Here is a 24142-nt window from a genome sequence, read left to right as displayed (position 1 = left end):
TTCCTGATTTCCTGATTTCCCGACTTCGCGTTCAAGCCATCTTGCGCAGCGCAAAGCGTTGCAGCTTGCCGGTTTCGGTACGGGGCAATGCGGTCACGAATTCAATGGCGCGCGGATATTTGTACGGGGCGATGCTGGCCTTTACGAACGCCTGCATGTCGGCCACCAACGCATCGCTGGCCGTGTAGCCGGGCTTGAGCACCACAAACGCCTTGACCAACTGGCCGCGCTCGTCGTCCTGCGCGCCGACCACGCCGCACTCGGCCACGGCTTCGTGGCGCAGCAGCGCGTCTTCCACTTCCGGCCCGGCGATGTTGTAGCCGGCCGAGACGATCATGTCGTCGTTGCGCGCCTGATAGTACAGATAGCCGTCATCGTCCTGCATGAACGTGTCGCCCGGCAGGTTCCAGCCCTGCTGTACAAACCGGCGCTGGCGCTCGTCGGCCAGGTAGCGGCAGCCGGTGGGGCCTTTGATGGCCAGTCGGCCGACCGTGCCGTTGGGCACCGGCTTCATATCGTCGTCCACCACTTGCGCCACATAGCCCGGCACCACCTTGCCGATGGCGCCGCGCTTGACGGCCTCGGGCGGGCTGGACACGAACACATGGATCATTTCGGTGCCGCCGATGCCATCGATCATTTCGATGCCGCTGGCCTGCTTCCACAACTGACGCGTGGCGTCCGGCAACGCTTCGCCCGCCGACACGCTTTTCTTCAGCGACGACAAATCAAACTTGCCGACCAGCGCGGCCATCTGGCGGTAGAACGTGGGCGCGGTGAAAACGATGGTGGCGCGGAAGTCCTGGATCAGTTCAAGCAGGCTTTCCGGCGACAGCTTTTCCGCCAGCACCGTACTGGCGCCCACGCGCAGGGGAAAGCACAGCAGCCCGCCCAGGCCAAACGTGAAGGCCAGCGGCGGCGTGCCGCAGAAGATATCGTCGGGGCCGGGCTTGATCACATGCTTGGGGAACAGGTCGCACATCGCCAGCACGTCGCGATGAAAGTGCATGCAGCCCTTGGGCGAGCCCGTGGTGCCGCTGGTAAAGGCGATCAGGCACACGTCGTCGGCGGCGGTATCGCAAGCGGTGAAATCGTCGGGCTTGGTGGCGGCCAGCGCGTCCAGCGCATCGGGCGCGGCGTCATTGAAAAACATGACCTGCGTCAGCTGCGGGCAATGATGCTCGTGGTCGGGCTGTGCGCAGAACTGCGCTTCTTCCTTCAGGCGTGCATCGCACAGCACCGCCTGGATCTGCGCCTTTTCAATGATCTGCTTGAGTTCCTTGGCGCGCAGCAGCGGCATCGTCGGCACCGTCACCAGCCCCGCCTTGATCGCGGCCAGCCAGGCCGCCGCCATCATCGGGTTGTTCGGTCCGCGCAGCAGCAGACGATTGCCGGGCGCGAGGCCCATGTCCTCGGTCAGCACGCGCGCAATGCGGTTGGTCAGCGCGGCCAGCTCGCGATAGCTCATCGTGGCTTGCTTGTCGCCGTCGCGCCAGCGCAGCGCAACGCGATCGCCAAAGCCGCGATCGGCCATGGCATCCACCAGTTCAACAGCGCAATTGAACCGCTTGGGGTAGGCCACGTCGGGGCCATCAAGCAGGAACTCGGGCCATTGATCGCCCGGGGGTAGATTGTCCCGGGCAAAGGTGTCGATGTGGGCGGATACTTCCATGAAATTCCCCTTGATGTGCGATGCGGTGCGGTGTGGTTTTTTCTTGCTGGAAGGCGAGGGCTCGATGGCCCCTTACGACTTCAACAATTCACGGGCAATGATCAACTTCTGCACTTCGGTGGCGCCTTCGTAAATACGCAGCGCTCTGATTTCCCTGTAAAGCTTCTCCACCGGCATCCCCGATACCACGCCCGCGCCGCCAAACATCTGCAAGGCGCGGTCGATCACGGTCTGCGCCGATTCCGTGGCCGTCATCTTGGCCATCGCGGCTTCGCGCGTGGTGCGCAGCTTTTGCACGTCGCGCATCCACGCGGCGCGATACGTCAGCAACGCCGAGGCGTCGATGGCGGTCGCCATGTCGCCCAGCGCGGCTTGCGTCAGTTGCAGGTCGGCCAGCGTCTGGCCGAACATGCGGCGCGACTTGGCGCGCGCCAGGCCTTCGTCCAGCGCGCGGCGCGCGAACCCCAGCGCGGCCGCCGCCACCGAGGCGCGGAAAATATCCAGCGTCATCATGGCCAGCTTGAAGCCCTGGCCCGCATCGCCCAAACGATGCGAGGCCGGCACGCGGCAGTTGTCGAACGTGATCGTGGCCAGCGGGTGCGGCGCGATCAGTTCGATGCGTTCGCTGACGTCAAACCCCGGCGTGTCGGCATCCACCACGAAGGCACTGATACCGCGCGCGCCCGGGGCCTCGCCGGTGCGGGCAAACACCACGTAGAAATCCGCGATGCCGCCGTTCGAGATCCACGTCTTGGTGCCGTTCAGTACGTAATGATCGCCGTCCTGCCTGGCTTCGCAGGCCAGCGCGGCCACGTCGGAACCGGCATCGGGTTCCGACAGCGCAAAGGCGGCAATGGCTTCGCCCCGCGCCACGCGCGGCAGGTAGCGTTGGCGCAATTCGTCCGAGCCCATCAACGAGATGGCGCCGCTGCCCAGCCCTTGCATCGCAAAGGCAAAATCCGCCAAGCCTTCGTGGCGCGCAAACGTTTCGCGCAGGATGCACACGGCGCGCGAATCGACTTCCGGCAGCGCGCCGCCCCAGGCACCGCCCGGGCCGCCCGCCACCGCGTAGCGCAACCAGCCGGCCTGGCCCATGGCCTTGACCAGCTTCTTGCACGCGGCGTCCGCGTCGTGATGGTCAACGTCGCCCAGCGACGCCTCGCACCAGGCGTCCACCTCGTGCGCCAGCTTGCGGTGCGCATCGTCAAAAAAAGGCCAGTCCAGCCAGCTTGCGTCACGCATCATCAGTTCCCCTCGAAGACCGGCTTTTGCTTGGCCACGAAGGCCTCGTAGGCGCGATGGAAGTCCCGCGTCTGCATGCAGATGGCCTGGGCCTCGGCTTCAGCCTCGATGGCCTCGTCCACGCCCATGTTCCATTCCTGATGCAGCAACTTCTTGGTGACGCCATGCGCGAACGTCGGGCCGGCGGCCAGTTGCGCGGCCAGCGTCTGCGCGGCTTCGGCCAGCTTGGCCGAATCATGCAGCGCGTTGAAGAAACCCCAGCTGGCGCCCTCGTCTGCCGTCATGGCGCGGCCGGTGTACAGCAATTCGGATGCGCGGCCCTGGCCGATCATGCGCGGCAGCAAGGTGCACGCGCCCATGTCGGCGCCCGCCAAACCCACGCGGGTGAACAGGAACGCCGTGCGCGCGGCCGGCGTGCCCAAACGCATATCGGCGGCCAGCGCCACCATGGCGCCCGCACCCGCGCACACCCCATCCACCGCCGCCACGATGGGCTGCGGGCAGGCGCGCATCGCCTTGACCAGGTCGCCCGTCATGCGGGTGAAGTCCAGCAGCTCGGGCATGCTCATCTTGGTCAGCGGCCCGATAATCTCGTGCACATCGCCACCCGAGCAGAAGTTGCCGCCCGCGCCCGTCACCACCACGACCTTCACGTCGGTGGCATACACCAGCGAACGGAACAGGTCGCGCAGTTCGGCGTACGAATCGAACGTCAACGGGTTCTTGCGTTCGGGCCGGTTCAGCGTGACCGTGCCGATCTTGCCGTCGGCCGACACCTCCCACAGAAACGTCTGCGCCTGATAGCCGGCCAGCGGACGCTTGTGGTGCTTCATGGTGTGCTCTTCGGACTGCTTGCTCATGGTGTCTCCGTTCGTTATCCAGGGGTTGATGGGGCGCCGGCCTAGCCGGTCATCACTTCGCCGCCGTCCACGGCGATCGCCTGCCCGTTGACCGAGGCCGAGGCCGGCAACGCCAGCCATGCCACCGTTTCGGCCACTTCCTCGGGCTGCACCAGGCGGCCCTGCGGGTTGCGCTCGGCCAGTTTGGCGCGAGCGGCGTCCGGCGTCATGCCGGTCTTGTCGACGATATTGGCCACCGCGCCGCGCACGATGTCGGTCTCGGTGTAGCCCGGGCACACCGCGTTCACGGTGACGCCCTTCTGCGCGGTTTCCAGCGCCAGTGAACGGGTCAGCCCGATCACGCCATGCTTGGCGGCGCAGTAAGCACTGACATACCCATAGCCGGTCAGGCCCGCCGTGCTGGCCACGTTGATAACGCGGCCCCATTTTTCTTGCAGCATGCCGGGCAACGCAGCCTGGATGCAGTGAAACGTGCCGGTCAGGTTCACCGCGATCATCTGGTGCCACAGCGCGGCGTCGGTGCGGTCAAAGCGCTGGCTGACCGCCTGGCCCGCGTTGTTCACCAACACCAGCACCGGGCCGAATTCTGCTTCTGCCTGTGCAAACGCGGCTCGTACCGACGCTTCGTCCGCGATGTCGGCGCTGACGGACTGCACCTGCCCCAACGCGGCCAGGCTATCCGTGGCCGCTTCCAGCGCCGCGCCATCACGGCCCAGCAGCGTCACGCGTGCACCACGCGCCAGCAGCGCACGCGCGCTGGCCAGCCCGATGCCGCGCGCGCCCCCCGTCACCAAGGCGTGGCGCCCCGCCAGCGGTTGCGCAAGACTTGTCATTTGATATCCAGTTGCGCCATCGCGGCAGCGCGTTCGAAGTTGGTTTCCAGCTGGCGCTTGCCCGCAAAGTACTGGCTGGGCCAGGCCACATCGCGATAGCCCACGCGCGCCGCTTCACGCAGCGTCCACGAGGCATCGGCCAGATGGGGACGCGCCAACGCGCACAGGTCCGCCCGGCCCGACGCGATGATGCCGTTGGCATGGTCCGCTTCGAAAATGGCGCCCACCGCGATGGTGGGAATGCCCGCCTCGTTGCGCACGCGATCCGCGAACGGCGTCTGGAACATGCGGCCGTAAACCGGCTTCTCTTCCTTGCTGACCTGACCGGACGAGCAATCGATCATGTCGGCGCCCGCCGCCTTGAAATGGCGCGCGATCTCCACCGCGTCGTCGGCGGTGATGCCGCCTTCCACCCAATCGCTGGCCGAAATCCGCACCGACATCGGCTTGTCCTGCGGCCACACCTCGCGCACCGCCTTGAAGACCTCCAACGGGAAGCGCAAGCGGTTTTCCAGGCTGCCGCCGTACTCGTCGTCCCGATGGTTCGTCAGCGGCGAAATGAAACTGGACAGCAGGTAGCCGTGCGCGCAGTGCAGCTCCAGCCAATCGAAACCGGCCGCTTGCGCGCGCCGAGCCGCCGCCACAAAGTTGTCGCGCGCATCGTCCATGTCGGCACGCGTCATCGCGCGCGGCGTCTGCGACACCCCTTCGATGTACGGCAGCGCCGAGGCCGACAGCAACGGCCAATTCCCTTCCGCCAACGGGTGATCGATCTTCTGCCAGCCCAGCTGCGTTGACCCCTTGCGGCCCGCATGGCCCAGCTGCACACCGATCCGCGCATCGCTATTGCCATGCACGAAATCCACAATGCGCTTGAACGCCTGCGTCTGCTCGTCGTTCCACAGGCCCGGGCACCCCGGCGTGATGCGCCCATCCGGCGACACGCACGTCATCTCAACCATGACCAGCCCCGCGCCGCCCATGGCGCGCGCCCCCAGGTGCACCAGATGAAAATCACCCGGCACGCCGTCCGTGCACGAATACATCGCCATCGGCGACACCAGAATGCGATTCTTCAAGCGCACGCCGCGCACCTGATACGGCGTCAGCATCGGAATGGCCGGACGCTGACCCGGCGCCGCCGGCGCACCGGCACGTTCCGCAATCCAGCGCTCAAACCCTTCCAACCACGCCGGATCACGCAAGCGCAGGTTTTCATGCGAGATGCGCTGCGAACGCGTCAGCAACGAATACGCAAACTGCTCCGGCTCCAGTTCGGCGTAACGCTCAACGTTCTCGAACCACTCGGTGGAATTGCGCGCCGCGTTCTGAATCTTCAGCACCTCGACGCTGCGCACCTCTTCATAGTGCTTCAGCCCCGCCTCGACGCTGCCCTCGGCGCCGCTCAGGCAGCGCGCCAGCTCGATGGAATCCTCAAGCGCCAGCTTGGTGCCCGAGCCAATGGAAAAGTGCGCCGTGTGCGCCGCATCGCCCATCAGCACAACCGGCACCCGACGCTGACCGCGCGCCGTCTCCAGCGTATTCCAGTGCACCCAGGTGTTGCAGATCACCCGCGGGAAACGAATCCAGATCGCCGAGCCACGCAGGTGCGACGCATTGCTGATCAGCGCATTGCCATCCAGCCAGGGCGCAAACAGCTTTTCGCAGTACGCAATGCCCTCTTCCTGGCTCATCTGCTCAATGCCCGCCGCCTGCCACGTCTCTTCAGGCGTCTCGACAATAAACGTCGACATGCCATCTTCGTAACGATAGGCATGCGCCTGGAACCAGCCGTGTTCCGTCTGCACGAACGCAAACGTGAACGCATCAAACACCTTCTTCGTGCCCAGCCACACAAAGCGGCAACGACGCTGGTCAATATCCGGGTGGAACGTATCCGCGTAGCGCGTACGGATCTGGCTGTTGATACCGTCCGACGCAATCACCAGGTCCGCGTCGTACTCGCGGGCAATGGCCTGATCGTCCTGAACAAAGTTCTCGAACACCAGCTTCACGCCCACATCCTCGCAACGCGCCTGCAAGATGTTCAACAGCTTCTTGCGCCCAATCCCGATAAAACCGTGCCCGCTGCTGCGGATGCTGCGGCCCTTGAAATGGATGTCGATGTCATCCCAATGGTTGAACGCATCGCCAATGGTCTGAGCGGACACGGGATCGGCTTCACGCAAGTTCTGCATGGTGGCATCCGAAAACACCACGCCCCATCCAAAGGTGTCATACGGACGATTACGTTCGATGACCGTCACTTCGTTAGCGGGGTTCTGCAACTTCATGAGCAGACCAAAATACAGGCCGGCGGGACCGCCGCCGATGCAGACTATTTTCATTGCCGTATACGCTCCGAGGTACGCGACAGTCGCTCGTGTATCGGAGCGGGGCGCCGCGGATATTTAGGTCTGGATAGTTTAGGCTTGAAATATATACCTGAAGTGAGGGGTGCGCAAATGCGGGAAAGCTATTAGGAAAACCAGAAAAAAGGGACACGGCAACGAACGTCACCGCAAAAAAGACAAACCGCACGGACCACAAAATAGTGCCGCACCCGCCGCGCGGAGCCAGCAAGGCAAATTGAAAGAAAGGAATAGAAGCAGAGAAAAGAAGCAGGGGAGAGAGGCAGGGGAGAGAAGCAGAGAACGAGAGCCAGAGCCAGCGCGCCAACGCACGCAAGACCCGCCCCGAAAAGCGCGAGAGCGCCCCCCACCGACGCACAAAAGCGCGTAAGCCCCAAAAGGCCGCCCGCGCGGCCGGCCTGGGGCGGGCCCCGCAAGACCTTCCGCCCCACCCCACCCGTGGCTAAACCCTCAAGAACCCCACCCGCCCCAGCGACCGATCACAATGCCCGATCGCAGCCCGGCGCGGCGGCGGCACGGGGCGGTGGGGAGTCGATAAGCCCGAGGGAATCCGAAGGCAGTCGCCGCAGGCGACAACGAGGATGACGACGGGGCAGTCCGGAGCGAAGGCTCCGGACCGCAATCGTTGACCCGCCGCCCCGTGCCGTCGCCGCGCCGGGCGTCAAAAGAACCCAACACCCGCCCCTAGAACGCCAACCCAAAACAGCCACCTACCTCCCCCGCAACCACTCCTCCAACTCCCCCGCCGGCAACGGTGGCGAAAACAAAAACCCCTGCCCCGCCGCGCACCCCTGCTCGATCAAAAACCGTCGCTGCTCTTCATTCTCGACGCCTTCAGCCACCACAGGCAGGCTCAAGCTTTCACCAATCCGTATCACCGCACTGGTCAACGCCCGCGCCGCATCATCGCTTTCCAGCCCCTGCACAAAGCTGCGATCCAGTTTCAGCTCATCGACGATCAGCCGCCGCAAGTGCCCCAGGCTGGAATACCCGGTTCCGAAGTCATCCATCGACAGCCGCACCCCCAGGCGATGCAGCTCCGCAATCGTGCGCAGCGTCCCGGCCGTGGCATCCAGCACCACCCCTTCCGTGATCTCAAGCATCAGATCCGCCGGCGCCAGCCCAAATTCCGCCAACGTCGCCGCAATCATCCGCGGCAGATTCAGATTATGGAAATTCGTGGCCGACAAGTTCACCGACACCGACGGCACCCGCAAACCGTTATTGCGCCAGATCGCCAACTGCGAACACGCCTCGCGCAGCGCCCAGTCCCCCAGGTCGCCGATCAGCCCGCATTCCTCGGCCAACGGCACAAACCGCGCCGGCGAAATATCGCCCAACGTCGGATGGCGCCATCGCGCCAACGCCTCAATTCCATACAGACTGCCGTTCTTCAACCCCACCTGCGGTTGATAATGCAGCCGCAACGCCTTCGCTTCCAACGCATCTCGCAACGCCGCTTCCAGCGCCAGACGTTCTTGCGCCTGACGGTTCATTTCCGCGCTGAAGAAAGAAATGCGGTTCCGCCCCGCCGTCTTCGCCTGATACATCGCCATGTCCGCATGGCGCAGCAACGTATCCATATCGCGGCCGTTCTCCGGGAACACGCTGATCCCGATACTGACCGACGGATTCAACGTCACGCCGCCCACCGAAAACGGCTGGGCCAACGCCACCAGGACATGTTCCGCCGCCGCCGTCAGACGGCCATGCTCGAAGTCCGGCATCAGCATCACAAACTCGTCGCCCGACAAGCGGCCCACGATGTCCGACGCCCGCGCCAGCCGGCGCAAACGCTGCGCCACATCCCGCAGCAACGCATCGCCGATGGGATGTCCCAGCGTATCGTTCACCTGCTTGAACCGATCCAGGTCCAGGAACAACACCGCCACCCGCTTGCGTTCCGGCTCCGCCCGCGCAATCGCCTGCTCGGCCTGCGCCAGCAACAGATTGCGGTTCGGCAAGCCCGTCAGCTCGTCATAGAACGCCAACTGACGAATCCGGGCGCGCGCTTCCTCGCGTTCCAGCGCCAGCGCGCACAGATACACACACACATCCACCAGCCGATGATGAAAATCGTCCGGCAGGCGGCGTTCGCGGAAGTAAAAGCCGAACGTACCGATCACCCGGCCATCGCTGGACTTGATGGGCGACGACCAGCATGCCTTGATGTCTTCAGGCAGCGGCAGATGGCGGTAGTCGTCCCACAGCGGGTCCGTCGCGATGTCCGGCACGATGACCGGCCGACCCAGGAACGCCGACGTGCCGCAGGCGCCCACATTCGGACCAATCTTCACCCCGTCCAGCGCGCTGGAGTAGGCGTCCGGCATGCTCGGCGACGCCAGCGGGCGCAGATGCCCCGTATCGTCCACCCGCAACACCGTCGCCGCCACTTCGGGCGCCAGGCGCTCGACCTCGCGGCACACCATGTTCATGACCTCGACCACCGACGCCTCGTTCACCATGGCTTGCAGCACGCGGCGTTGCAGCACCTCGTGCACCTTGGTGGGCGTAATGTCGGTCAGCACATCCACGATGTTGACCAGCGTGCCACGGTCATCGAAGACCGAGTTGGCCATGACCGACACCCACAACGGCTTGCCGCAGCGGTCATAGACCAGCACGTCTTTATGGAAGCCTTCGCGGCAAGCGATGCGGCGGTCCAGTTCTTCGCGCGTGCCGCCGTCCGGGCGTCCGCCCGCCAGCAACTCGCCCAGTTCCTGATGCAGCGCGGCGCCGCGCGCAAAGCCCAGCATGCGCTGAAAGCCGTCGTTCACGTAGACGATGCGGCCATCGCAACCGGACACCGCCACCGCGTTGCCCGTTTCGTTGATGCCCAGCAGCAGCAAGCGAATCTCTTCCTGCCGTTCCGCGTCGGCAATCGACTTGCGCGACACCACCGACACGCGCGTGATGGCGCCGTCCTCGTCGGGCAAAGGCAGGTACGTGGCTTCGATCCACAGGCTGCCGCCGTCCTTCATGCGGTAGCGACACGTGCCGGAAAAATGTTCGCCCCGACGCAAGCGCGTCCAGATGCGTTCGCCGCTGGCGATGCCCTTGCCTTCATCCATGCTGTCGCACAGCATGTCGTGGCGCAGCGTCAGCGCCTCTTCGCGGGTATAGCCAACCGCCGCCAGGAAATTGGCGTTGGCCTTCAATAGCGCGCCATCGGCGTCAAAGTCGAACAGCAACAGCGCCCGATCCATCGACGCCAGGTAATTCTGGGTATGCCACGCGGCGCCCTGGGGGCCCGCGCTTGAAACGCTTGCCTGATGAGTGTCAAGCATAAGGGGCTCCATACCGGAAAACAGCAGTTCCGGTTTCATTCAGCGCTTTGGAAAACCAAGGGCGACGCGATCGCGTCCGTCCTGCTTGGCCAGATACAGCGCCTGGTCCGCTCGGCTTAGCGTTTCGGAAAAGGTTTCTCCGGATTGGTAGTGCGCCATGCCGATGCTGACCGTCAGCCTCAATACGTCGTGCTCGCCCGCCGCCACCGCCAGCCCGCGCACCGCGCCGACCAGCCTGTCCATGACGCCTTGGGCGGCTTCGGGTTGCGTGTTGGGCAGCATCACCAGGAATTCTTCGCCGCCCCAACGTCCGCATAGATCACCGGTGCGCAGGCTTTCGCGCAGCACCCCGGCCAGTTCAACCAGCGCGCGGTCGCCGGTTTCGTGCCCATAGCGGTCGTTGACCGCCTTGAAGTGGTCCACATCCAGCATGGCAACCACGAAGCTCTCGTTGCTGCGCGAGGCGCGGCCCACTTCCTGCTTGATCATGTCCATCAGCGCGCGCCGGTTCAGCAGGCCCGTCAGCGGATCGCGGCTGGACGTTTCCTCCAGCGCGGTGTTCAAGTCCCGCATCATGTTCTGGTAGTGATCGGAAATGCGGGCAATGCGCGTCAATCGGCGCAGTTGGCGGTCGAACTGGTCGCACAGGCCCAGCTCGCGCTCGTGCGCCATCGATTGGTACGCGTCCGACAACTGCGTCACGCGTTCGATGCGCGCCATCTGTTCGGCCGTGTGCCGCCACAGCGCTTCAAGCGCCTCGCGCAGCGGGTGGCCGGTATGGGCAGGGTCCGCCAGCAGTTCGGCGATGCGGCGATCCAGCTCGGCGGCGCCCGGTTTCATTCGCGGCCAACCACCGAAAACGGAAAGGTGCAGTCTTCCTTGAATTCCTCGGCCAGCTCGCCGACACGCTCGTTGCGCTTGTCGTAGAACCAGGTCACGCTGACCGGCTGGCCCTTGCAATGGGCCGCTTCCAGCAGGTCGAAGATGTCCATGACGGACTTGATGCTGCTGGTGTTCAGGTACAGCAGCTCCAGTTCCAGGCGCAACGGGGCCGTCGTGCCCAGCAGATAGGCTTCGACCCATTCAATGACCGGGCCGAACAATTCAAACGAATTCTCGGGGTAGGAGTCGCCGCGCATCGCCAGCACGCCGGCAGCGGCGTCGGCGGTGATGGCGGGCGTGGACTGCGTCCCGGGAATGTTCAGGTCTTTCATCAGATACTCCGAAAATGATTCTTGGCTGCGCGCGTAGCCTTCAGATCACAACGCTAAGGCTGAAGAACGCAACGCCCTCGCCCGCCGTGGGCGTCAGGCTGGCTTCCAGCGGAGCGCCGGCGCGCCGCGCAATATCGATCAGGCCCAGGCCCGCGCCCGAGGCCACGCCCTGGGCGCGCGGCTTGTGCAGCTGCGCCTTGTATTCGGCCTTGAGCGCCGCCTTGTCCAGCGCGGCCAGTTCGCGGATGCGCGCAACCAGCGCGTGGCCGTCCTCGGCCTTGACCCTGTTGCCCGCCGACACCACGTAGCGGCTTTCGTCGCGGCGGCCTATGACCACCGTGGCGCAGGCTTCGGCATCGCCATTGGCGGTGGCGTATTGGCGGATGTTCTGGATCATTTCGATATAGACCGAAAAGACGTCCATGGCTTCGGCCGGCCGCGCATGTTCCGCGTTCAGGTAATTCTTGAGCGCATTGCCGATTTCCTCGATCAGGCTGCGGGAGATCGGCCCGTTAAAGCAAAGCAGGGTCCGGTTCTGGTTGAACCGTTCGCCCAACGCGTAGAGATCGGAGGCATTCATAGGGGGTTACCGCCCTGATAACGTTTATTCGAAACGGAAAGACAGCAGGGTGATGTCGTCACGTTGGGGACGGCCACCCTGGTACTGCGCCAGCGCCTGCGAAAACGCGGCTGCTTGCTCGGTTAACGGCTGCCGCGCGTGTCTCTTGAGCATTTCCGCGAAACGCGTGTTGCCGAAACCGAATCCGTGCTCGCCGCCGGCCTGGTCCAGGAAGCCGTCGGTGGCCAGGTAATACGTCCAGCCGGATTGCAGCGGCACGTCGATGTTTTCATAGACGCCCACCCGCTTGTCGCCCAGCGCGCGCTTGCCGCCCTGGATTTCGCGCAGGGTCTCGCCATCGCTGGCGTACAGGCTGATCTTCGCGCCGGCATAGCGCAGGCGCGCGGATTGGCGGTCAATATATACCAGCCCCGCATCGGTATTCGTGGCCAGCGCGCGCGGCAATTGCGCATCCGCAAGCATCGCGCGGATGGCGCCGTCGGTGCGGGTCAGCACCCCGGCCGGGTCGCTGGGGCCGACCTCGGTAATCGCCAGATCGATCGCGGCGCGCGCCAGCATCGTCATCAGCGCGCCCGGCACGCCGTGGCCCGCGCAATCCATGATGCCCAACAGGCAGTTGGCGCCATCGGAACGGAACACGTAGAAGTCGCCGCCGACCACATCGCGCGGCTTCCACAGCACGAAGTGGTGCGCGCCCAGCGATTGCGTCATCTGGCGGTCGGGCAGGATGGCGCGCTGGATCAGGCTGGCGTAGTCGATGGAATCGCCGATCTTCTTGTGCGCGGCCGCCATGGCGCGGTTGGCGTCTTCCAGGGCAGAGGTGCGCTCGCGCACCTTGCTTTCCAGTTCGGCCGTGTGCTGGCGGACCTTGTCGGCCATGACGCCGAACGCGCGGCTGAGGTCGCCGATTTCGTCCTGGCCGCCCGGCGGCAGGCGCACGTCGTAACTGCCGTCGGCGATGGCGCGTGCCGATTGCTGCAAGCGTCGCAAGGGGCGCAGCATCAGGCGTTCAATGGCGTAGCCAAAGCACAGCAGCATGGCGGCGAACAGCACCACCAGGCCGATGGCGGCCGGCCACAGCCAGTCGGTGTCCAGCACGCGCGCGGCGCCCAGGTCCACCAGGGTGAGCACGTGCCAGTGCAGTTCGGGCATATACGCCACCGACACCAGCTGGCGCGCGCCGTCCATGACCACCCAGGCCGTCTGCACCGATTGCGGGTCCGCCTGCGCGGCATGCATGGCCGCGCGCAATTCTTCCCGGCCCGGCCCCGCGTCCAGCAGGCTGAACACCCGCCCGCGGTCCGCCGCGCCGCCGCCCGCGCCCGAGTTATAGGCGATCAGCGTGGGGTCCATGTGCGCCTGGATGGCGCCGTCTTCGTCAACGATGATCGGCGTAACGCCAGGTTGGCCGCTGTTGACGAATTCGCGCAGGAAGCCGCCCACATCCAGCCCCGCACCGGTCAGCCCCACCACCTTGTCGCCGTCGCGCACCTGCGCGTTGATCCAGACCTTGGTGGTCTTGAGCTTCAGGTCCGGGTTGACGTTGATGTTGTACTTGGCCGGCGACTTCAGCGTGGCGTAGAACCAGCCGTCGTCCGCTGCCGAGGGGCTGAGCGTATAGCGCGGCGCCTCGGACAGCGGCTGGTCGTCGTTGAAGTAGTAGTTGCCGGAGGCGGCGCTGGCGATAAAGTAGGCGCGCCCAAGCAAGTCGCGCCGATAGCCGTCGGCCTCGCGAAAGAACAGCTCGCGGGCGGCGGGATCGTTTTCGTTGCGCAGCCAGCGGCGAGTGACTTCGCTGTCGGCCAGCCGCAAGGACAAGGCCAGTTCGCGCGACACCGGCGCCAGGATGCGTTGCCGGTTCAGCTGCGTGAAGTTATCGGCGAAGGCGCGTCCGAAGTGGTCCCGGACGCCGTCCAGCACCAACCAACCGATGACGGCGGCAGGCGCCAAGGCGACCACGCACGCCAGCAACAGCGCCATCAATGATTTTTTGCGCAAACCCCATTTCGCCATGCGAAGTCTTCCTGACAACTTGATAAGACATAACGTGCGTCACGTGCGTACCCAGTCGGCAAGCACACGCGATGGGGACAGGCGCGACAAGTGTAGAGAACAGCGGGGGCTTTTGAAACAGCTGCAAACGTCTGGATTCGAGCCAGACACCTTGTGTTTCAACGCAGCAATGAAAATGGCGGTTTATTGCGTTTTATTTCCTACTTTTTTCTTATTATTTTTCCGCTCACCCGCCCCTGTGCAGCTTTATTACTACACGCCCAGATAGCGTTCCCATAGGCCACGGTCGGCGTCCAGCGCGGGGGAGTCGCCCGTCCAGACCACTTTGCCGCGTTCCAGGATGACGTGCTGATCCGCCAGGCTGAGCAACCTTTCGACATATTTATCGATGACCAGGATGGTCTGCCCGGCTTCGCGCAGACGCGCCAGGCAATGCCAGATCTCTTCGCGGATCTTGGGGGCCAGCCCTTCGGTGGCTTCGTCCAGGATCAAGAGGCGCGGATTGGTCACCAGCGCCCGGCCGATAGCCAGCATCTGCTGTTCGCCGCCCGACAACTGGTTGCCCATGTTGCGGGCGCGTTCGCGCAGGCGGGGGAACAGGTCGAAGACGCGGTCGGGCGTCCACGGGTCCGTAATGTCGGGGTTGCGGCCCGCCACGAAAGCGGTCAGGTGTTCGCGCACGCTCAGGTTCGGAAAGCACTGGCGACCTTCCGGCACGATGGCCACGCCGGCCCGCGCGATACGGTCCGTGCTCCAGCCGCTGATGTCCTGGCCCGCAAAGTGAATCTTGCCGCCGCGCAGCGGTAACTGGCCAAACAGGGTGCGCAGCAGCGTGGTCTTGCCCATGCCGTTGCGGCCCAGCAGCGTCACCACCTGCCCCGCGCCAATTTGCAGGTCCACGCCGAACAGCACCTGGCTGGCGCCGTAGCCGCTCTTGGCCGATTCAATGGTCAGCATCATGCGGTCTCCTCGTCGCCCAGGTAGGCTTGGCGCACTTCGGGATTGGCGCGGATGTCGTCGGGGGTGCCGGTGGCGATGACGCGGCCATACACCAGCACCGACAAACGGTCGGCCAGGCGGAACACCGCCTGCATGTCGTGTTCGACCAGCAGCATGGCGGCCCGGCCGCGCAGGCTTTCGATCAGTTCGGTCAGGCGGACGGTTTCGTCCGGCCCCATGCCGGCCATGGGCTCGTCCAGCAACAGCACACTGGGACGCGCGGCCAGCGCCAGCGCGAATTCCACCTTGCGCTGTTCGCCGTGCGGCAGGGTGCCGGCCGGGCGGTCCAGCAGGCTGGCGTCGATGGCGCATTCACGCGCCAGCTCGCGCGCCTGTTCGTACAGCGCAGCCTCGGCGGCGCGCGGCTTCCAGAACCGGAAGCTGCTGCCGGCGTGCGCCTGCACCGCCAGGACCAGGTTGTCCAACACGTTGGACTGCTTGAAGATATTGGTGATCTGGTATGACCGGGACAAACCGGCCGCCACCCGCTGGTGCGCGTTCAGGCCGGTCACGTCGCGTCCGCCGACCGTCAGCGTGCCCGAGTCGGCCGCCAAGGTGCCGGACAACAGATGGATCAACGTGGACTTGCCGGCGCCGTTGGGGCCGATCAAGGCGTGGATCTCACCCGGATTCAAGGACAGCGACACATTGTCGGTGGCCACCAGCGCACCAAAGCGGCGCACCAGGCCGGTGGCTTGCAAGGCGGGCGTATTTGCCGAGGGGGTCTGGACAATGGATGACAGGCTCATGATCCCACCTTGCCGGATTGGGCAGCGGCGCGTCCGCCGAACATCGGGCCGAACAGGCCCACCAGACCGCGCGGGGCGCCGAACACCACGCACAGCAGCAACACGCCCAGCGGCAGGTGCCAGTATTCCGTCCACAAGCGCAGCACTTCTTCCAGCGTCAGCATCACGACCGCGCCGGCCACACCGCCCCAGCGCAGCCCGATGCCGCCCACCAGCACCATGATCAGCAGGTTGGCCGACTGCGTCCAATGCATCAGGCTGGGAGAAATGAACAGGTTGTGATTGGCCAGCAGCGCGCCCGCCAGGCCCGCCGCCGCGCCGCTGAGCGTGAACGCCACCAGCTTGATGCGGTAGACGGGATAGCCCATGGATTCCATGCGCGATTCGTTTTCGCGAATGCCCTGCAAGGCGGTGCCAAAGCGCGACGACACCACGCGGCTGAACACCCACATCAGCAGCGCAAACAGCACCAGCACCAGGTAATAGAAGCTGACGTCATTAGCCAGGTCGATGCCCGGCAAGGTGGAATAGCCGGGCAGGTTCAGCCCGTCTTCCCCGCCGTACTGGCGCAGCGAAATGAAGATATAGAACAGCATCTGCGCGAACGCCAGCGTGATCATGATGAAGTAGACGCCACGCGTGCGCAGCGAGATCGCCCCCGTGATCGCGGCCAGCACGGCCGCCAGCAGCATCGCCACCGGCCAGACGATAAACGCCGATGTAACGCCCGACATCGCCAGGATGCCCACGGCGTAGGCGCCCGCGCCAAAGAAGGCCGCGTGGCCCAGCGCCACCATGCCGCCGTAACCCAGGATCAGGTTCAGGCTGGTCGCGGCCAGGGCGTAGATCAGCACGCGGCGCACGAACGAAATGTAGAAATCCAGGCCCAGTGCGGGCGCGACCAGCGGGAATGCCGCCAGCGCCAACAACAGGACCACCGTCCAGATTGTGCTTTTCATCATCAACCCCGCGCCGGAAAGAGGCCCGAGGGCCGGAACACCAGCACGGCCGCCATCAATACGTAGATGGCGATGGCGGCCAGCGTCGGACCGACACTGGACGCGACAGCGGGCGAAAAGACCTGGCGCAGCAACATGGGCAGGAAGGCCCGCCCCGCCGTGTCGACCATGCCCACCAGCAAGGCGCCGACAAACGCGCCACGAATCGATCCGATGCCGCCGATGACGATGCACACCAGCACCAGGATCAGGATTTCTTCGCCCATGCCGACCTGCACCGACGTGATCGGCCCCAGCAACGCGCCGGCCACGGCGGCCAGCATGGCGCCCAGCACGAACACGCCCAGGAACAGCAAGGGCACGCGCACGCCCATCAGCGTGGCCATCTGGCGATTGGACGCGCCGGCCCGCACCAGCACGCCGGCGCGGGTGCGCGTCACGAACCAGTACAGCCCTGCGGCGGCGGCCACGCCGAACACGATGATCATCAGCCGATAGGCCGGGTACAGCAGGTCGGGCAGCAGCCGCACCGGACCTGACAACACAGCCGGCATGTTCAGCATGACGGGCGCCGGACCCCAGATCATCTTGACCAGGTCATTGGCGATAAGGATGACGGCGTAGGTGCCCAGCACCTGGGCCAGATGGTCGCGCAGCGCAAGGCGGCGGATAAGCGTCAGTTCCAGCACCACGCCGACCAGGCCGGTGGCGACGGCCGCCACCAGGACGGCGGCGGTGAATGAACCTGTGCGCTGCATGGTCTCGGCGGCGACATAGGCGCCGGCCATGTAGAGCGAGCCGTGAGCCAGATTCATGATGTCCATGATGCCGAAAACCAGGGTCAGCCCGGCCGCGATCAAAAACAACATCAACCCAAACTGCAGACCGTTCAGCAATTGCTCGACGATCAGCGTAAACGTCATGAACACTTCCCCCTGCCGCGCGCCTGGATAGCGGTGCGCGTGCGATTCAAACCTACATGGGACGGCGGCGCGCGCCGGCCGCGTCCGGCTGGGCCGGAAACCACGGCTGACGCGCGCTTGGGCGTCTTACCTCAGAGCTTGCACTCGCCGACGTAGACGTCCTGGTACTTGTCGAACACCTTGCCGACCAGCTTGTTGGTGATGCGGCCGCTGCCGTCCTTGTCGACGACGCGCAGGTAATAGGCCTGGATCGGATAGTGGTTCTTGCCGTAGGTGAAGCTGCCGCGCACCGACGGGTAGTCGGCCTTTTCCAGGGCGGCGATGACGGCCGCGCGATCCGAGGCCTTGCCGCCGGCCTGCTTGACGGCGGCGTCCATGGCCATGATCACGTCGTACGCCTGGGCGGCGTAAACCGACGGGTAACGGCCGTTGTATTCCTTGCGGAAGGCGTCCACGAACGCCTTGTTCTGCGGCACGTCCAGGTCATGCGCCCACTGGGCGGTGTTGTACATGCCCAGCATGGGTTCGCCCACGGCCTGGATCACGTCTTCGTCAGCCGAGAAGCCCGGGCCGATCAGCTTGACGCTTTGCGACAGGCCGGCCGACACGAACTGCTTGACGAAGTTGATGCCCATGCCGCCCGGCAGGAAGATGTAGACGGCGTCCGGCTTGGCGGCGCGAATCTGCGCGATCTCGGCGGCGTAGTCGATCTGGCCCAGCTTGGTGTAGACCTCGTCGCCCGGGGCGGTCTTGTAGCCGCGCTTGAAGCCCGTCAACGCGTCCTTGCCCGCCGGATAGTCGGGGGCCATGATGAACATTTTCTTGAAGCCTCGGTCGGCGGCGACCTTGCCGGCGGCTTCGTGGAAGGCGTCGTTCTGGTACGACGTGCCGAACCAGTAGTTATTGCACTGGGCGCCGGCGAACTGGCTGGGGCCCGGGTTGTTCGACAGGTACGGCACCTTGGCGGCGAACAGGGCGGGGCCGACGGCCAGCGCCACGTTCGAGCCGATCGGGCCGGTGAAGAAATCGATTTTTTCGCGCTGGATATAACGCGTGACCAATTGGCGGGCCTGGTCGGGATTGCCGCCCATGTCGGTCTGCACGAATTCGGCGGGCTGGCCGCCCAGCTTGCTGCCCAGTTGCTTGATGGCCAGGTTGAAGCCATCGCGCGCTTCGGCGCCCAGCGCCGAGAACGGGCCGGAGATATCGTTGGCGATGCCGACCTTGACGGCGTCGGCCATGGCCACGGCCGGAACCAGCGCGGCGGCGGCGATAAGGGAAGTGATCAAACGCATGGTGGTGTGCTCCGTGCGCGAGCCCGCGCAGAGGGTGTTCTTATTGAGGGTGCGATTCGAATGACTTCTGCGCGCGGCATAGGGAAAGCTGGCGCGGTTCATAGTTTAGGTTTAAAGTATTCTTCAAAACAAGACTAGGGTTTTTACCAGCGGGGTTTCTACCGCGGGTTTACCAGCCCCCCATCAACGATGACCACTTCGACGACACGCTGGGTACGGCGCACGCGCGACAGTACCCGACATCTTGCCGAACCTCAAGAAAACGCCGATGACTGACGCTCCTGATCTCGAATCCCGCGCCGCGCCCGACGACCACCATGCGTTGCGCCTCTGGCTGCGCATGCTCACCTGCGCCAACCTCGTCGAAAGCGAGATCCGCAGCCGCCTGCGTAACGAGTTCGACACCACCCTGCCCCGCTTTGACCTGATGGCGCAATTGCAACGCGCGCCCAAGGGCATGAAGATGGGCGAGCTCTCGCGGCACATGATGGTCACCAACGGCAATATCACCGGCATTACCGACCAGCTTGAAAAGGAAGGGCTGGTGGTGCGCACCAAGGTCGAGTCCGACCGCCGCAGTTCGCTCATCAAGCTCACGCCCCAGGGCAAGAAAAGCTTTGCCCGCATGGCGCGCGCCCATGAAACCTGGGTCAAGTCCATGTTTGGCGACCTGCCCGAGTCCACCCGCAACGCGCTGTTCCAGGCGCTGGGCGAACTGAAGCTGCAAGTGGTGGCCACCCGCTCGGAATCCGCCAAGCCATAAGCCACGCTTTGCCCCCCGCCAGCGCTGAAAACCGACCCCGGTTTGGCGCATAATTGCCGCCATGATTCCGGTTTCCCTTCCTGGCGGTAATTTCTATGTGCTGATGGCGGCGTCGCTGGCCTGCCTGGCGACCTTGCTGACCTGGCTGGCCGTGCTGGCGACCACGCCCAGCGCGCGGCTGTGGCTGGGCGACCACCGACGCATCGGCACGACGCTGATGACCATTCTTGCGCTGGTCGGCGCCATCTTTCCTTATCAGCAGTTCAGCCTGTGGTTTGCCGCCCACCGCGACGCCGAGGCCGACGCAGGCCGCAAGACAACGCTGGCCCACGCCACGCGCCTGTCCGGCGTGGACATGCCCGCCGGCACCGTGCTCAGCCTGACTCGGCCGGGGGAAATGGCCTCGTTCGACCGCGCCGTTTTCCCCGACGCGCAACCCGCCGCCATCCTGGGCGTGTCCGCCACCCGCCTGTTCCGCTACGCCGCCACGCCCAAGCAACCCGAAACCCTGTCCGTGGAAATTGCCCGCGACCAGGCGCAGGAAGGCTGGCTGTGCGCGCACGGACATCGGCTGGAATTCGTGTTGCAAGGCGGCCAGCCGCGCTTTGCCAGCTGCCATCTGGCGGTGGGCAATACCCTGGACCAGCAGCCGGTGCCGCCGGGCGCCTGGTTGAAAGTGGACGAGGCCGCGCGCGGCACGCCGCCCGACGCGGGCGCCAACTCGCCGCGCTGGTTGCTGCGTACCGAGGGCAGCGACGCGGTGACGTTGCGCCAACTGCCCTTGCTGAAGGTGGACATGCGGCTGGACAGCCAGCGCCGCCTGCTGGATTTTGAAGGCCTGCTGGCGCGCGAGACCACGCTGGGCGCCATGACCTACCCGCCCGGCACCCGCGTGCTGGCCGCCAACCCGCGCCTGCCCGGCGCGCAAGCAGGCGACCTGTTGTTTTCGCCGTCGCGCGGGCGCTCGGCGCGCCGCAATGGGGGTGAAGACGTCGACGCCGGCAACTCGGTGCTGCAAGCGCCCGACGGCACGGTGCGCAGCGTGCTGACCAACCGCCAGGCCGGCGTGCTGGACGTGGCGGCCATGCGGATGGCCCCCTGACCGCCTTGCCCGCCAGGGGCCACCCTGCCCCACCGGCCGCCGCCTGACAAACCCCTGCCGCAAACCGGTGGGATAATACGAAGCTTTCCCCCCGCGCGCCGCCTTACCGGCGGCGATTTTGTCCTGCCTACTCAAGAGACGAAGTCATGGCCGTTAATTTGCAGATCCCCTCCGAGTCCGAAATTTTTCCTGTAGCCGGTGTTGAAATCGGCGTCACCGAGGCCGGCATCCGCAAAGCCAACCGACGTGACCTGACCGTGTTCCGCCTGGCCGAAGGCACCAGCGTGGCGGGCGTGTTCACGCGCAACCGCTTCTGCGCCGCCCCGGTGCAGGTCTGCCAGGCCCACCTGGCCGCCGGCGGCCCCATCAGCGCGCTGGTCATCAACACCGGCAACGCCAACGCCGGCACGGGCGAAGAAGGCTTGAAGAAAGCGCAGGACACCTGCGAAGCGCTGGGCAAGCTGCTGGGCGTGCCCGCCGCCGAAGTCCTGCCGTTCTCCACCGGCGTCATCCTTGAGCCCCTGCCGCTGGACCGCCTGGTCGCCGGCCTGCCGGGCGCCATCGCCAACCTGGGCGCCGACCACTGGTCCAGCGCCGCGCACGGCATCATGACGACCGACACGCTGCCCAAGATCTCGTCGACCAAGGTGCGGATCGACGGCAAAACCGTCACCTTCACCGGCATCAGCAAGGGCGCCGGCATGATCCGCCCCAATATGGCGACCATGCTCAGCTTCCTGGCCACCGATGCCGGCATTGCCCAGCCGCTGCTGCGCAAGCTGGCCGGTGAAATCGCCGACGCGTCGTTCAACCGCATCACGGTTGACGGCGACACGTCCACCAACGATTCCTTCATCATCGCCGCCACCGGCAAATCGGGCGTGAACGTCAACAGCGAATCAGACGCCGCCTACGCCGCCGTGCGCGACGCGCTGACCGCCGCCGCGCTGGAGCTGGCCACCAAGATCGTGCGTGACGCCGAAGGCGCCACCAAGTTCATGACCATCCGCGTCGAAGAGGCCGGCACCACCGAAGAAGCGCTGAAGGTGGCTTACGCCGTGGCGCATTCGCCGCTGGTCAAGACCGCGTTCTTCGCGTCGGACCCCAACCTGGGCCGCATCCTGGCGGCCGTGGGCTACGCCGGTATCGACGACCTGGACGTGTCAAACATCCGCCTGTGGCTGGACGATGTGCTGGTGGCCAAGAACGGCGGCCGCAACCCCGACTACCAGGAAGCCGATGGCCAGCGCGTGATGAAGCAGGCCGAAATCCTGGTGCGCATCGCGCTGGGTCGGGGCCAGGTGTCTGACACCGTCTACACCTGCGACTTCTCGCACGAATACGTGTCCATCAACGCCGACTACCGTTCGTGATCGGCCATGAGCGCTAGCGAGTTCACCACCCTTATCCAGCGCGCCGAGCGCGTGTTGGCGCAGCTTGAGGCCTTTCTGCCGCCGGCCACGCCCGAGATCGACTGGAGCGCGCACGCGTTCCGTTGGCGCAAGCGCGGCTCGCGCGGTTGGCTCGATGCGGTGCGCCACGTGGCGCGCATCGACATGCAGGACCTTCAGCACATCGAGCGCCAGAAGGCCACCATCGACCGCAACACGCAGCAGTTCCTGGCGAACAAGCCGGCCAACAACGTGCTGATGACCGGCGCGCGCGGCACCGGCAAGAGTTCGCTGGTCAAGGCGATGCTGGCGGCGTACGGCGACCAGGGCCTGCGCCTGATCGAAGTGGACAAGTCCGACCTGGGCGACCTGGCCGACATCGTCGAACTGGTCGCGCCGCGCCCCGAACGCTTCATCGTCTTCTGCGACGACCTGTCGTTTGAAGAAGGCGAGCCCGGCTACAAGGCGTTGAAGTCGGTGCTGGACGGCTCGGTGTCGGCCTCGGGCGACAACGTGCTGATCTACGCCACGTCGAACCGGCGTCATCTGATGCCCGAATACATGAGCGAAAACCTTCAGGCCAAGCATCAGCCCGATGGCGAAATCCACCCCGGCGAAACCGTCGAGGAAAAGATCTCGCTGTCGGAACGCTTCGGGCTGTGGCTGTCGTTCTATCCGTTCAAGCAGGATGACTACCTGGACATCGTCTACCACTGGCTGCGCGAGCTGGGCTGCCCGGAGGCGCACATCGAGCCCTCGCGCACCGAGGCGCTGCAATGGACGATTGAACGCGGATCGCGTTCGGGCCGCGTGGCCTATCAGTTCGCGCGCGATTGGGCGGCCCGCCATGTCTGAAAAGATCGTTGACGTTGCAGCGGGCCTGATCCTGCGTCCCGACGGCATGCTGCTCTTGGGCCAGCGGCCCGAGGGCAAGCCCTGGTCGGGCTGGTGGGAGCTGCCGGGCGGCAAGCTGGAACCCGGCGAAACGGTGCTGCAAGCGCTGGCCCGCGAATTGCAGGAAGAGCTGGGCATCCGCGTGACGCAGTCGCGCCCGTGGGTGACCTATGTGCATGTCTACCCCCACACCACGGTGCGCCTGGCGTTCTGCCACGTCACCGCCTGGGAAGGCGAACCGCAAGGACTGGAAAACCAGCGCCTGGAATGGGTGGACCCGGCCAACGCGGCATCGGTCGGCGACTTGCTGCCCGCCACGCTGCCGCCGCTGCGCTGGCTGCAACTGCCCACTACTTATGGCATCAGCTCGATCGGCTCGCGTGCGGGCGTGGCCGCGTTCCTGGGCCGGCTGGACGCAGCGCTTGCGCGTGGCGTGAAGCTCGTGCAACTGCGTGAACCGCAATGGCCCGATGGCGCCGGTGCAGCATCGCTGCATGAAGTTTTTCAGCAAGTGATCAAGCGCTGCCGCGCCGCCGGCGCGCGTGTGCTGGTCAACAGCGCGCACCCCGCCGCATGGTGGAAAGAAGCCGACGGCGTACACCTGCGCACTGCGGATGCCGCCCGCTTGCACGCACGGCCCGAATTGCCGGCCGGCGCGCTGGTTGGCGTGTCCGCGCACGACAACGCGCAAGTCGTCCACGCCCGTGAAATCGGCGCCGACTTTGCCGTGCTGGGTCCCGTGCTGGACACGCCCAGCCACCCTGGCGCCGCGACGCTCGGCTGGGAAGGCTTTGTGGCGGGCAATCGCGACGCGGGCATACCCGTATTCGCGCTGGGCGGCCAGTCCACCGCCACCGTGTCGCACGCACTACGTCATGGTGCGCACGGCATCGCGGGTATACGTGGCGTGATCTAACTACCCTGCGGGGCCGGAAGTCTGGCAAGATGTAAGTCTTATCGGCCCCGCCGCCGGCTCGTCCGGCGCCGCTCCGGT

General features: G+C 65.3%; 20 protein-coding genes. 5 read left to right on the top strand and 15 right to left on the bottom strand.

The window, feature by feature from the left end; genetic code table 11:
- Positions 1-31: 31 nt before the first annotated feature.
- The 15 genes from DVB37_RS02410 to DVB37_RS02340 form a co-directional block, all read right to left on the bottom strand.
- Positions 32-1672, bottom strand: coding sequence for an AMP-binding protein (locus DVB37_RS02410; protein ID WP_120153701.1), 1641 nt, complete (start codon positions 1670-1672; stop codon positions 32-34).
- Positions 1673-1744: 72 nt separating this feature from the next.
- Positions 1745-2914 (bottom strand): acyl-CoA dehydrogenase family protein, encoded by a 1170-nt coding sequence (locus tag DVB37_RS02405; RefSeq protein ID WP_120157379.1) that lies wholly within the window; start codon positions 2912-2914, stop codon positions 1745-1747.
- 2 nt (positions 2915-2916) lie between these two features.
- Positions 2917-3774: an enoyl-CoA hydratase family protein gene (locus tag DVB37_RS02400; RefSeq protein WP_046806569.1), complete on the bottom strand. Its 858-nt coding sequence runs from the start codon at positions 3772-3774 to the stop codon at positions 2917-2919.
- A 41-nt stretch (positions 3775-3815) separates the two neighbouring features.
- Positions 3816-4607: an SDR family NAD(P)-dependent oxidoreductase gene (locus DVB37_RS02395; RefSeq protein WP_120153699.1), complete on the bottom strand. Its 792-nt coding sequence runs from the start codon at positions 4605-4607 to the stop codon at positions 3816-3818.
- Positions 4604-6955 carry a bifunctional salicylyl-CoA 5-hydroxylase/oxidoreductase gene (locus tag DVB37_RS02390; protein WP_120153697.1) on the bottom strand — a complete coding sequence of 784 codons (2352 nt, stop codon included), beginning with the start codon at positions 6953-6955 and terminating at the stop codon, positions 4604-4606. Before DVB37_RS02390 ends, DVB37_RS02395 begins: the two co-directional genes overlap by 4 nt.
- Positions 6956-7689: 734 nt before the next feature.
- Positions 7690-10305: an EAL domain-containing protein gene (locus tag DVB37_RS02385; RefSeq protein WP_120153695.1), complete on the bottom strand. Its 2616-nt coding sequence runs from the start codon at positions 10303-10305 to the stop codon at positions 7690-7692.
- Positions 10306-11106 (bottom strand): biofilm regulation diguanylate cyclase SiaD, encoded by an 801-nt coding sequence (gene siaD / locus DVB37_RS02380; protein WP_046807397.1) that lies wholly within the window; start codon positions 11104-11106, stop codon positions 10306-10308.
- Positions 11103-11480, bottom strand: a complete 378-nt coding sequence (siaC, locus tag DVB37_RS02375) for a biofilm regulation phosphoprotein SiaC (RefSeq protein ID WP_104144762.1) — start codon at positions 11478-11480, stop codon at positions 11103-11105. Before siaC ends, siaD begins: the two co-directional genes overlap by 4 nt.
- Positions 11481-11520: 40 nt before the next feature.
- Positions 11521-12060, bottom strand: coding sequence for a biofilm regulation protein kinase SiaB (gene siaB / locus DVB37_RS02370; RefSeq protein WP_120153693.1), 540 nt, complete (start codon positions 12058-12060; stop codon positions 11521-11523).
- 24 nt (positions 12061-12084) lie between these two features.
- Positions 12085-14073 carry a biofilm regulation protein phosphatase SiaA gene (siaA, locus tag DVB37_RS02365; RefSeq protein WP_205571601.1) on the bottom strand — a complete coding sequence of 663 codons (1989 nt, stop codon included), beginning with the start codon at positions 14071-14073 and terminating at the stop codon, positions 12085-12087.
- Between the two features lie 252 nt (positions 14074-14325).
- Positions 14326-15030: an ABC transporter ATP-binding protein gene (locus DVB37_RS02360; RefSeq protein ID WP_046807400.1), complete on the bottom strand. Its 705-nt coding sequence runs from the start codon at positions 15028-15030 to the stop codon at positions 14326-14328.
- Positions 15030-15821, bottom strand: a complete 792-nt coding sequence (locus DVB37_RS02355) for an ABC transporter ATP-binding protein (protein WP_120153691.1) — start codon at positions 15819-15821, stop codon at positions 15030-15032. The genes DVB37_RS02360 and DVB37_RS02355 overlap by 1 nt, the downstream gene beginning before the upstream one ends.
- Positions 15818-16783: a branched-chain amino acid ABC transporter permease gene (locus DVB37_RS02350; RefSeq protein WP_120153689.1), complete on the bottom strand. Its 966-nt coding sequence runs from the start codon at positions 16781-16783 to the stop codon at positions 15818-15820. The genes DVB37_RS02355 and DVB37_RS02350 overlap by 4 nt, the downstream gene beginning before the upstream one ends.
- Entirely contained in the window at positions 16783-17703 is a 921-nt protein-coding gene (locus DVB37_RS02345) for a branched-chain amino acid ABC transporter permease (protein ID WP_046807392.1), read from the bottom strand. Before DVB37_RS02345 ends, DVB37_RS02350 begins: the two co-directional genes overlap by 1 nt.
- 131 nt (positions 17704-17834) lie before the next feature.
- Positions 17835-18998, bottom strand: a complete 1164-nt coding sequence (locus tag DVB37_RS02340) for an ABC transporter substrate-binding protein (RefSeq protein ID WP_120153687.1) — start codon at positions 18996-18998, stop codon at positions 17835-17837.
- A gap of 268 nt (positions 18999-19266) precedes the next feature.
- On the opposite strand from DVB37_RS02340, the gene DVB37_RS02335 reads away from it, so the two are divergent.
- From DVB37_RS02335 to DVB37_RS02315, 5 genes are all read left to right on the top strand, one after another.
- Positions 19267-19761 (top strand): MarR family winged helix-turn-helix transcriptional regulator, encoded by a 495-nt coding sequence (locus DVB37_RS02335; RefSeq protein WP_046807390.1) that lies wholly within the window; start codon positions 19267-19269, stop codon positions 19759-19761.
- Positions 19762-19822: 61 nt separating this feature from the next.
- A complete protein-coding gene (locus DVB37_RS02330) occupies positions 19823-20863 on the top strand; it encodes a hypothetical protein (RefSeq protein ID WP_120153685.1) in 1041 nt (346 codons plus the stop codon).
- A 146-nt stretch (positions 20864-21009) separates the two neighbouring features.
- Complete coding sequence (gene argJ / locus DVB37_RS02325; protein ID WP_120153683.1) at positions 21010-22236, top strand: bifunctional glutamate N-acetyltransferase/amino-acid acetyltransferase ArgJ; 1227 nt, start codon at positions 21010-21012, stop codon at positions 22234-22236.
- A gap of 6 nt (positions 22237-22242) precedes the next feature.
- Entirely contained in the window at positions 22243-23109 is an 867-nt protein-coding gene (locus DVB37_RS02320) for an ATP-binding protein (RefSeq protein WP_006217204.1), read from the top strand.
- Positions 23102-24064, top strand: coding sequence for a Nudix family hydrolase (locus DVB37_RS02315; protein WP_046807387.1), 963 nt, complete (start codon positions 23102-23104; stop codon positions 24062-24064). Before DVB37_RS02320 ends, DVB37_RS02315 begins: the two co-directional genes overlap by 8 nt.
- Positions 24065-24142: the final 78 nt, after the last annotated feature.

The sequence above is a fragment of the Achromobacter sp. B7 genome, assembly GCF_003600685.1.
Lineage (GTDB): Bacteria > Pseudomonadota > Gammaproteobacteria > Burkholderiales > Burkholderiaceae_B > Achromobacter > Achromobacter spanius_B.
The sequence above is the reverse complement of the archived record's forward strand: the minus strand, read 5'-3'. Positions and strand labels throughout refer to the sequence as shown.

Coding starts and splice junctions, on each gene's coding strand:
- siaC (WP_104144762.1), bottom strand. CDS start 11,480: ATGAAAGACCTGAACATTCCCGGGACGCAGTCCACGCCCGCCATCACC.
- DVB37_RS02355 (WP_120153691.1), bottom strand. CDS start 15,821: ATGAGCCTGTCATCCATTGTCCAGACCCCCTCGGCAAATACGCCCGCC.
- DVB37_RS02385 (WP_120153695.1), bottom strand. CDS start 10,305: ATGAAACCGGAACTGCTGTTTTCCGGTATGGAGCCCCTTATGCTTGAC.
- DVB37_RS02320 (WP_006217204.1), top strand. CDS start 22,243: ATGAGCGCTAGCGAGTTCACCACCCTTATCCAGCGCGCCGAGCGCGTG.
- DVB37_RS02335 (WP_046807390.1), top strand. CDS start 19,267: ATGACTGACGCTCCTGATCTCGAATCCCGCGCCGCGCCCGACGACCAC.
- DVB37_RS02350 (WP_120153689.1), bottom strand. CDS start 16,783: ATGATGAAAAGCACAATCTGGACGGTGGTCCTGTTGTTGGCGCTGGCG.
- DVB37_RS02405 (WP_120157379.1), bottom strand. CDS start 2,914: ATGCGTGACGCAAGCTGGCTGGACTGGCCTTTTTTTGACGATGCGCAC.
- DVB37_RS02360 (WP_046807400.1), bottom strand. CDS start 15,030: ATGCTGACCATTGAATCGGCCAAGAGCGGCTACGGCGCCAGCCAGGTG.
- DVB37_RS02400 (WP_046806569.1), bottom strand. CDS start 3,774: ATGAGCAAGCAGTCCGAAGAGCACACCATGAAGCACCACAAGCGTCCG.
- DVB37_RS02410 (WP_120153701.1), bottom strand. CDS start 1,672: ATGGAAGTATCCGCCCACATCGACACCTTTGCCCGGGACAATCTACCC.
- DVB37_RS02395 (WP_120153699.1), bottom strand. CDS start 4,607: ATGACAAGTCTTGCGCAACCGCTGGCGGGGCGCCACGCCTTGGTGACG.
- DVB37_RS02315 (WP_046807387.1), top strand. CDS start 23,102: ATGTCTGAAAAGATCGTTGACGTTGCAGCGGGCCTGATCCTGCGTCCC.
- DVB37_RS02330 (WP_120153685.1), top strand. CDS start 19,823: ATGATTCCGGTTTCCCTTCCTGGCGGTAATTTCTATGTGCTGATGGCG.
- DVB37_RS02340 (WP_120153687.1), bottom strand. CDS start 18,998: ATGCGTTTGATCACTTCCCTTATCGCCGCCGCCGCGCTGGTTCCGGCC.
- argJ (WP_120153683.1), top strand. CDS start 21,010: ATGGCCGTTAATTTGCAGATCCCCTCCGAGTCCGAAATTTTTCCTGTA.
- siaD (WP_046807397.1), bottom strand. CDS start 11,106: ATGAAACCGGGCGCCGCCGAGCTGGATCGCCGCATCGCCGAACTGCTG.
- siaA (WP_205571601.1), bottom strand. CDS start 14,073: ATGGCGAAATGGGGTTTGCGCAAAAAATCATTGATGGCGCTGTTGCTG.
- DVB37_RS02390 (WP_120153697.1), bottom strand. CDS start 6,955: ATGAAAATAGTCTGCATCGGCGGCGGTCCCGCCGGCCTGTATTTTGGT.
- siaB (WP_120153693.1), bottom strand. CDS start 12,060: ATGAATGCCTCCGATCTCTACGCGTTGGGCGAACGGTTCAACCAGAAC.
- DVB37_RS02345 (WP_046807392.1), bottom strand. CDS start 17,703: ATGACGTTTACGCTGATCGTCGAGCAATTGCTGAACGGTCTGCAGTTT.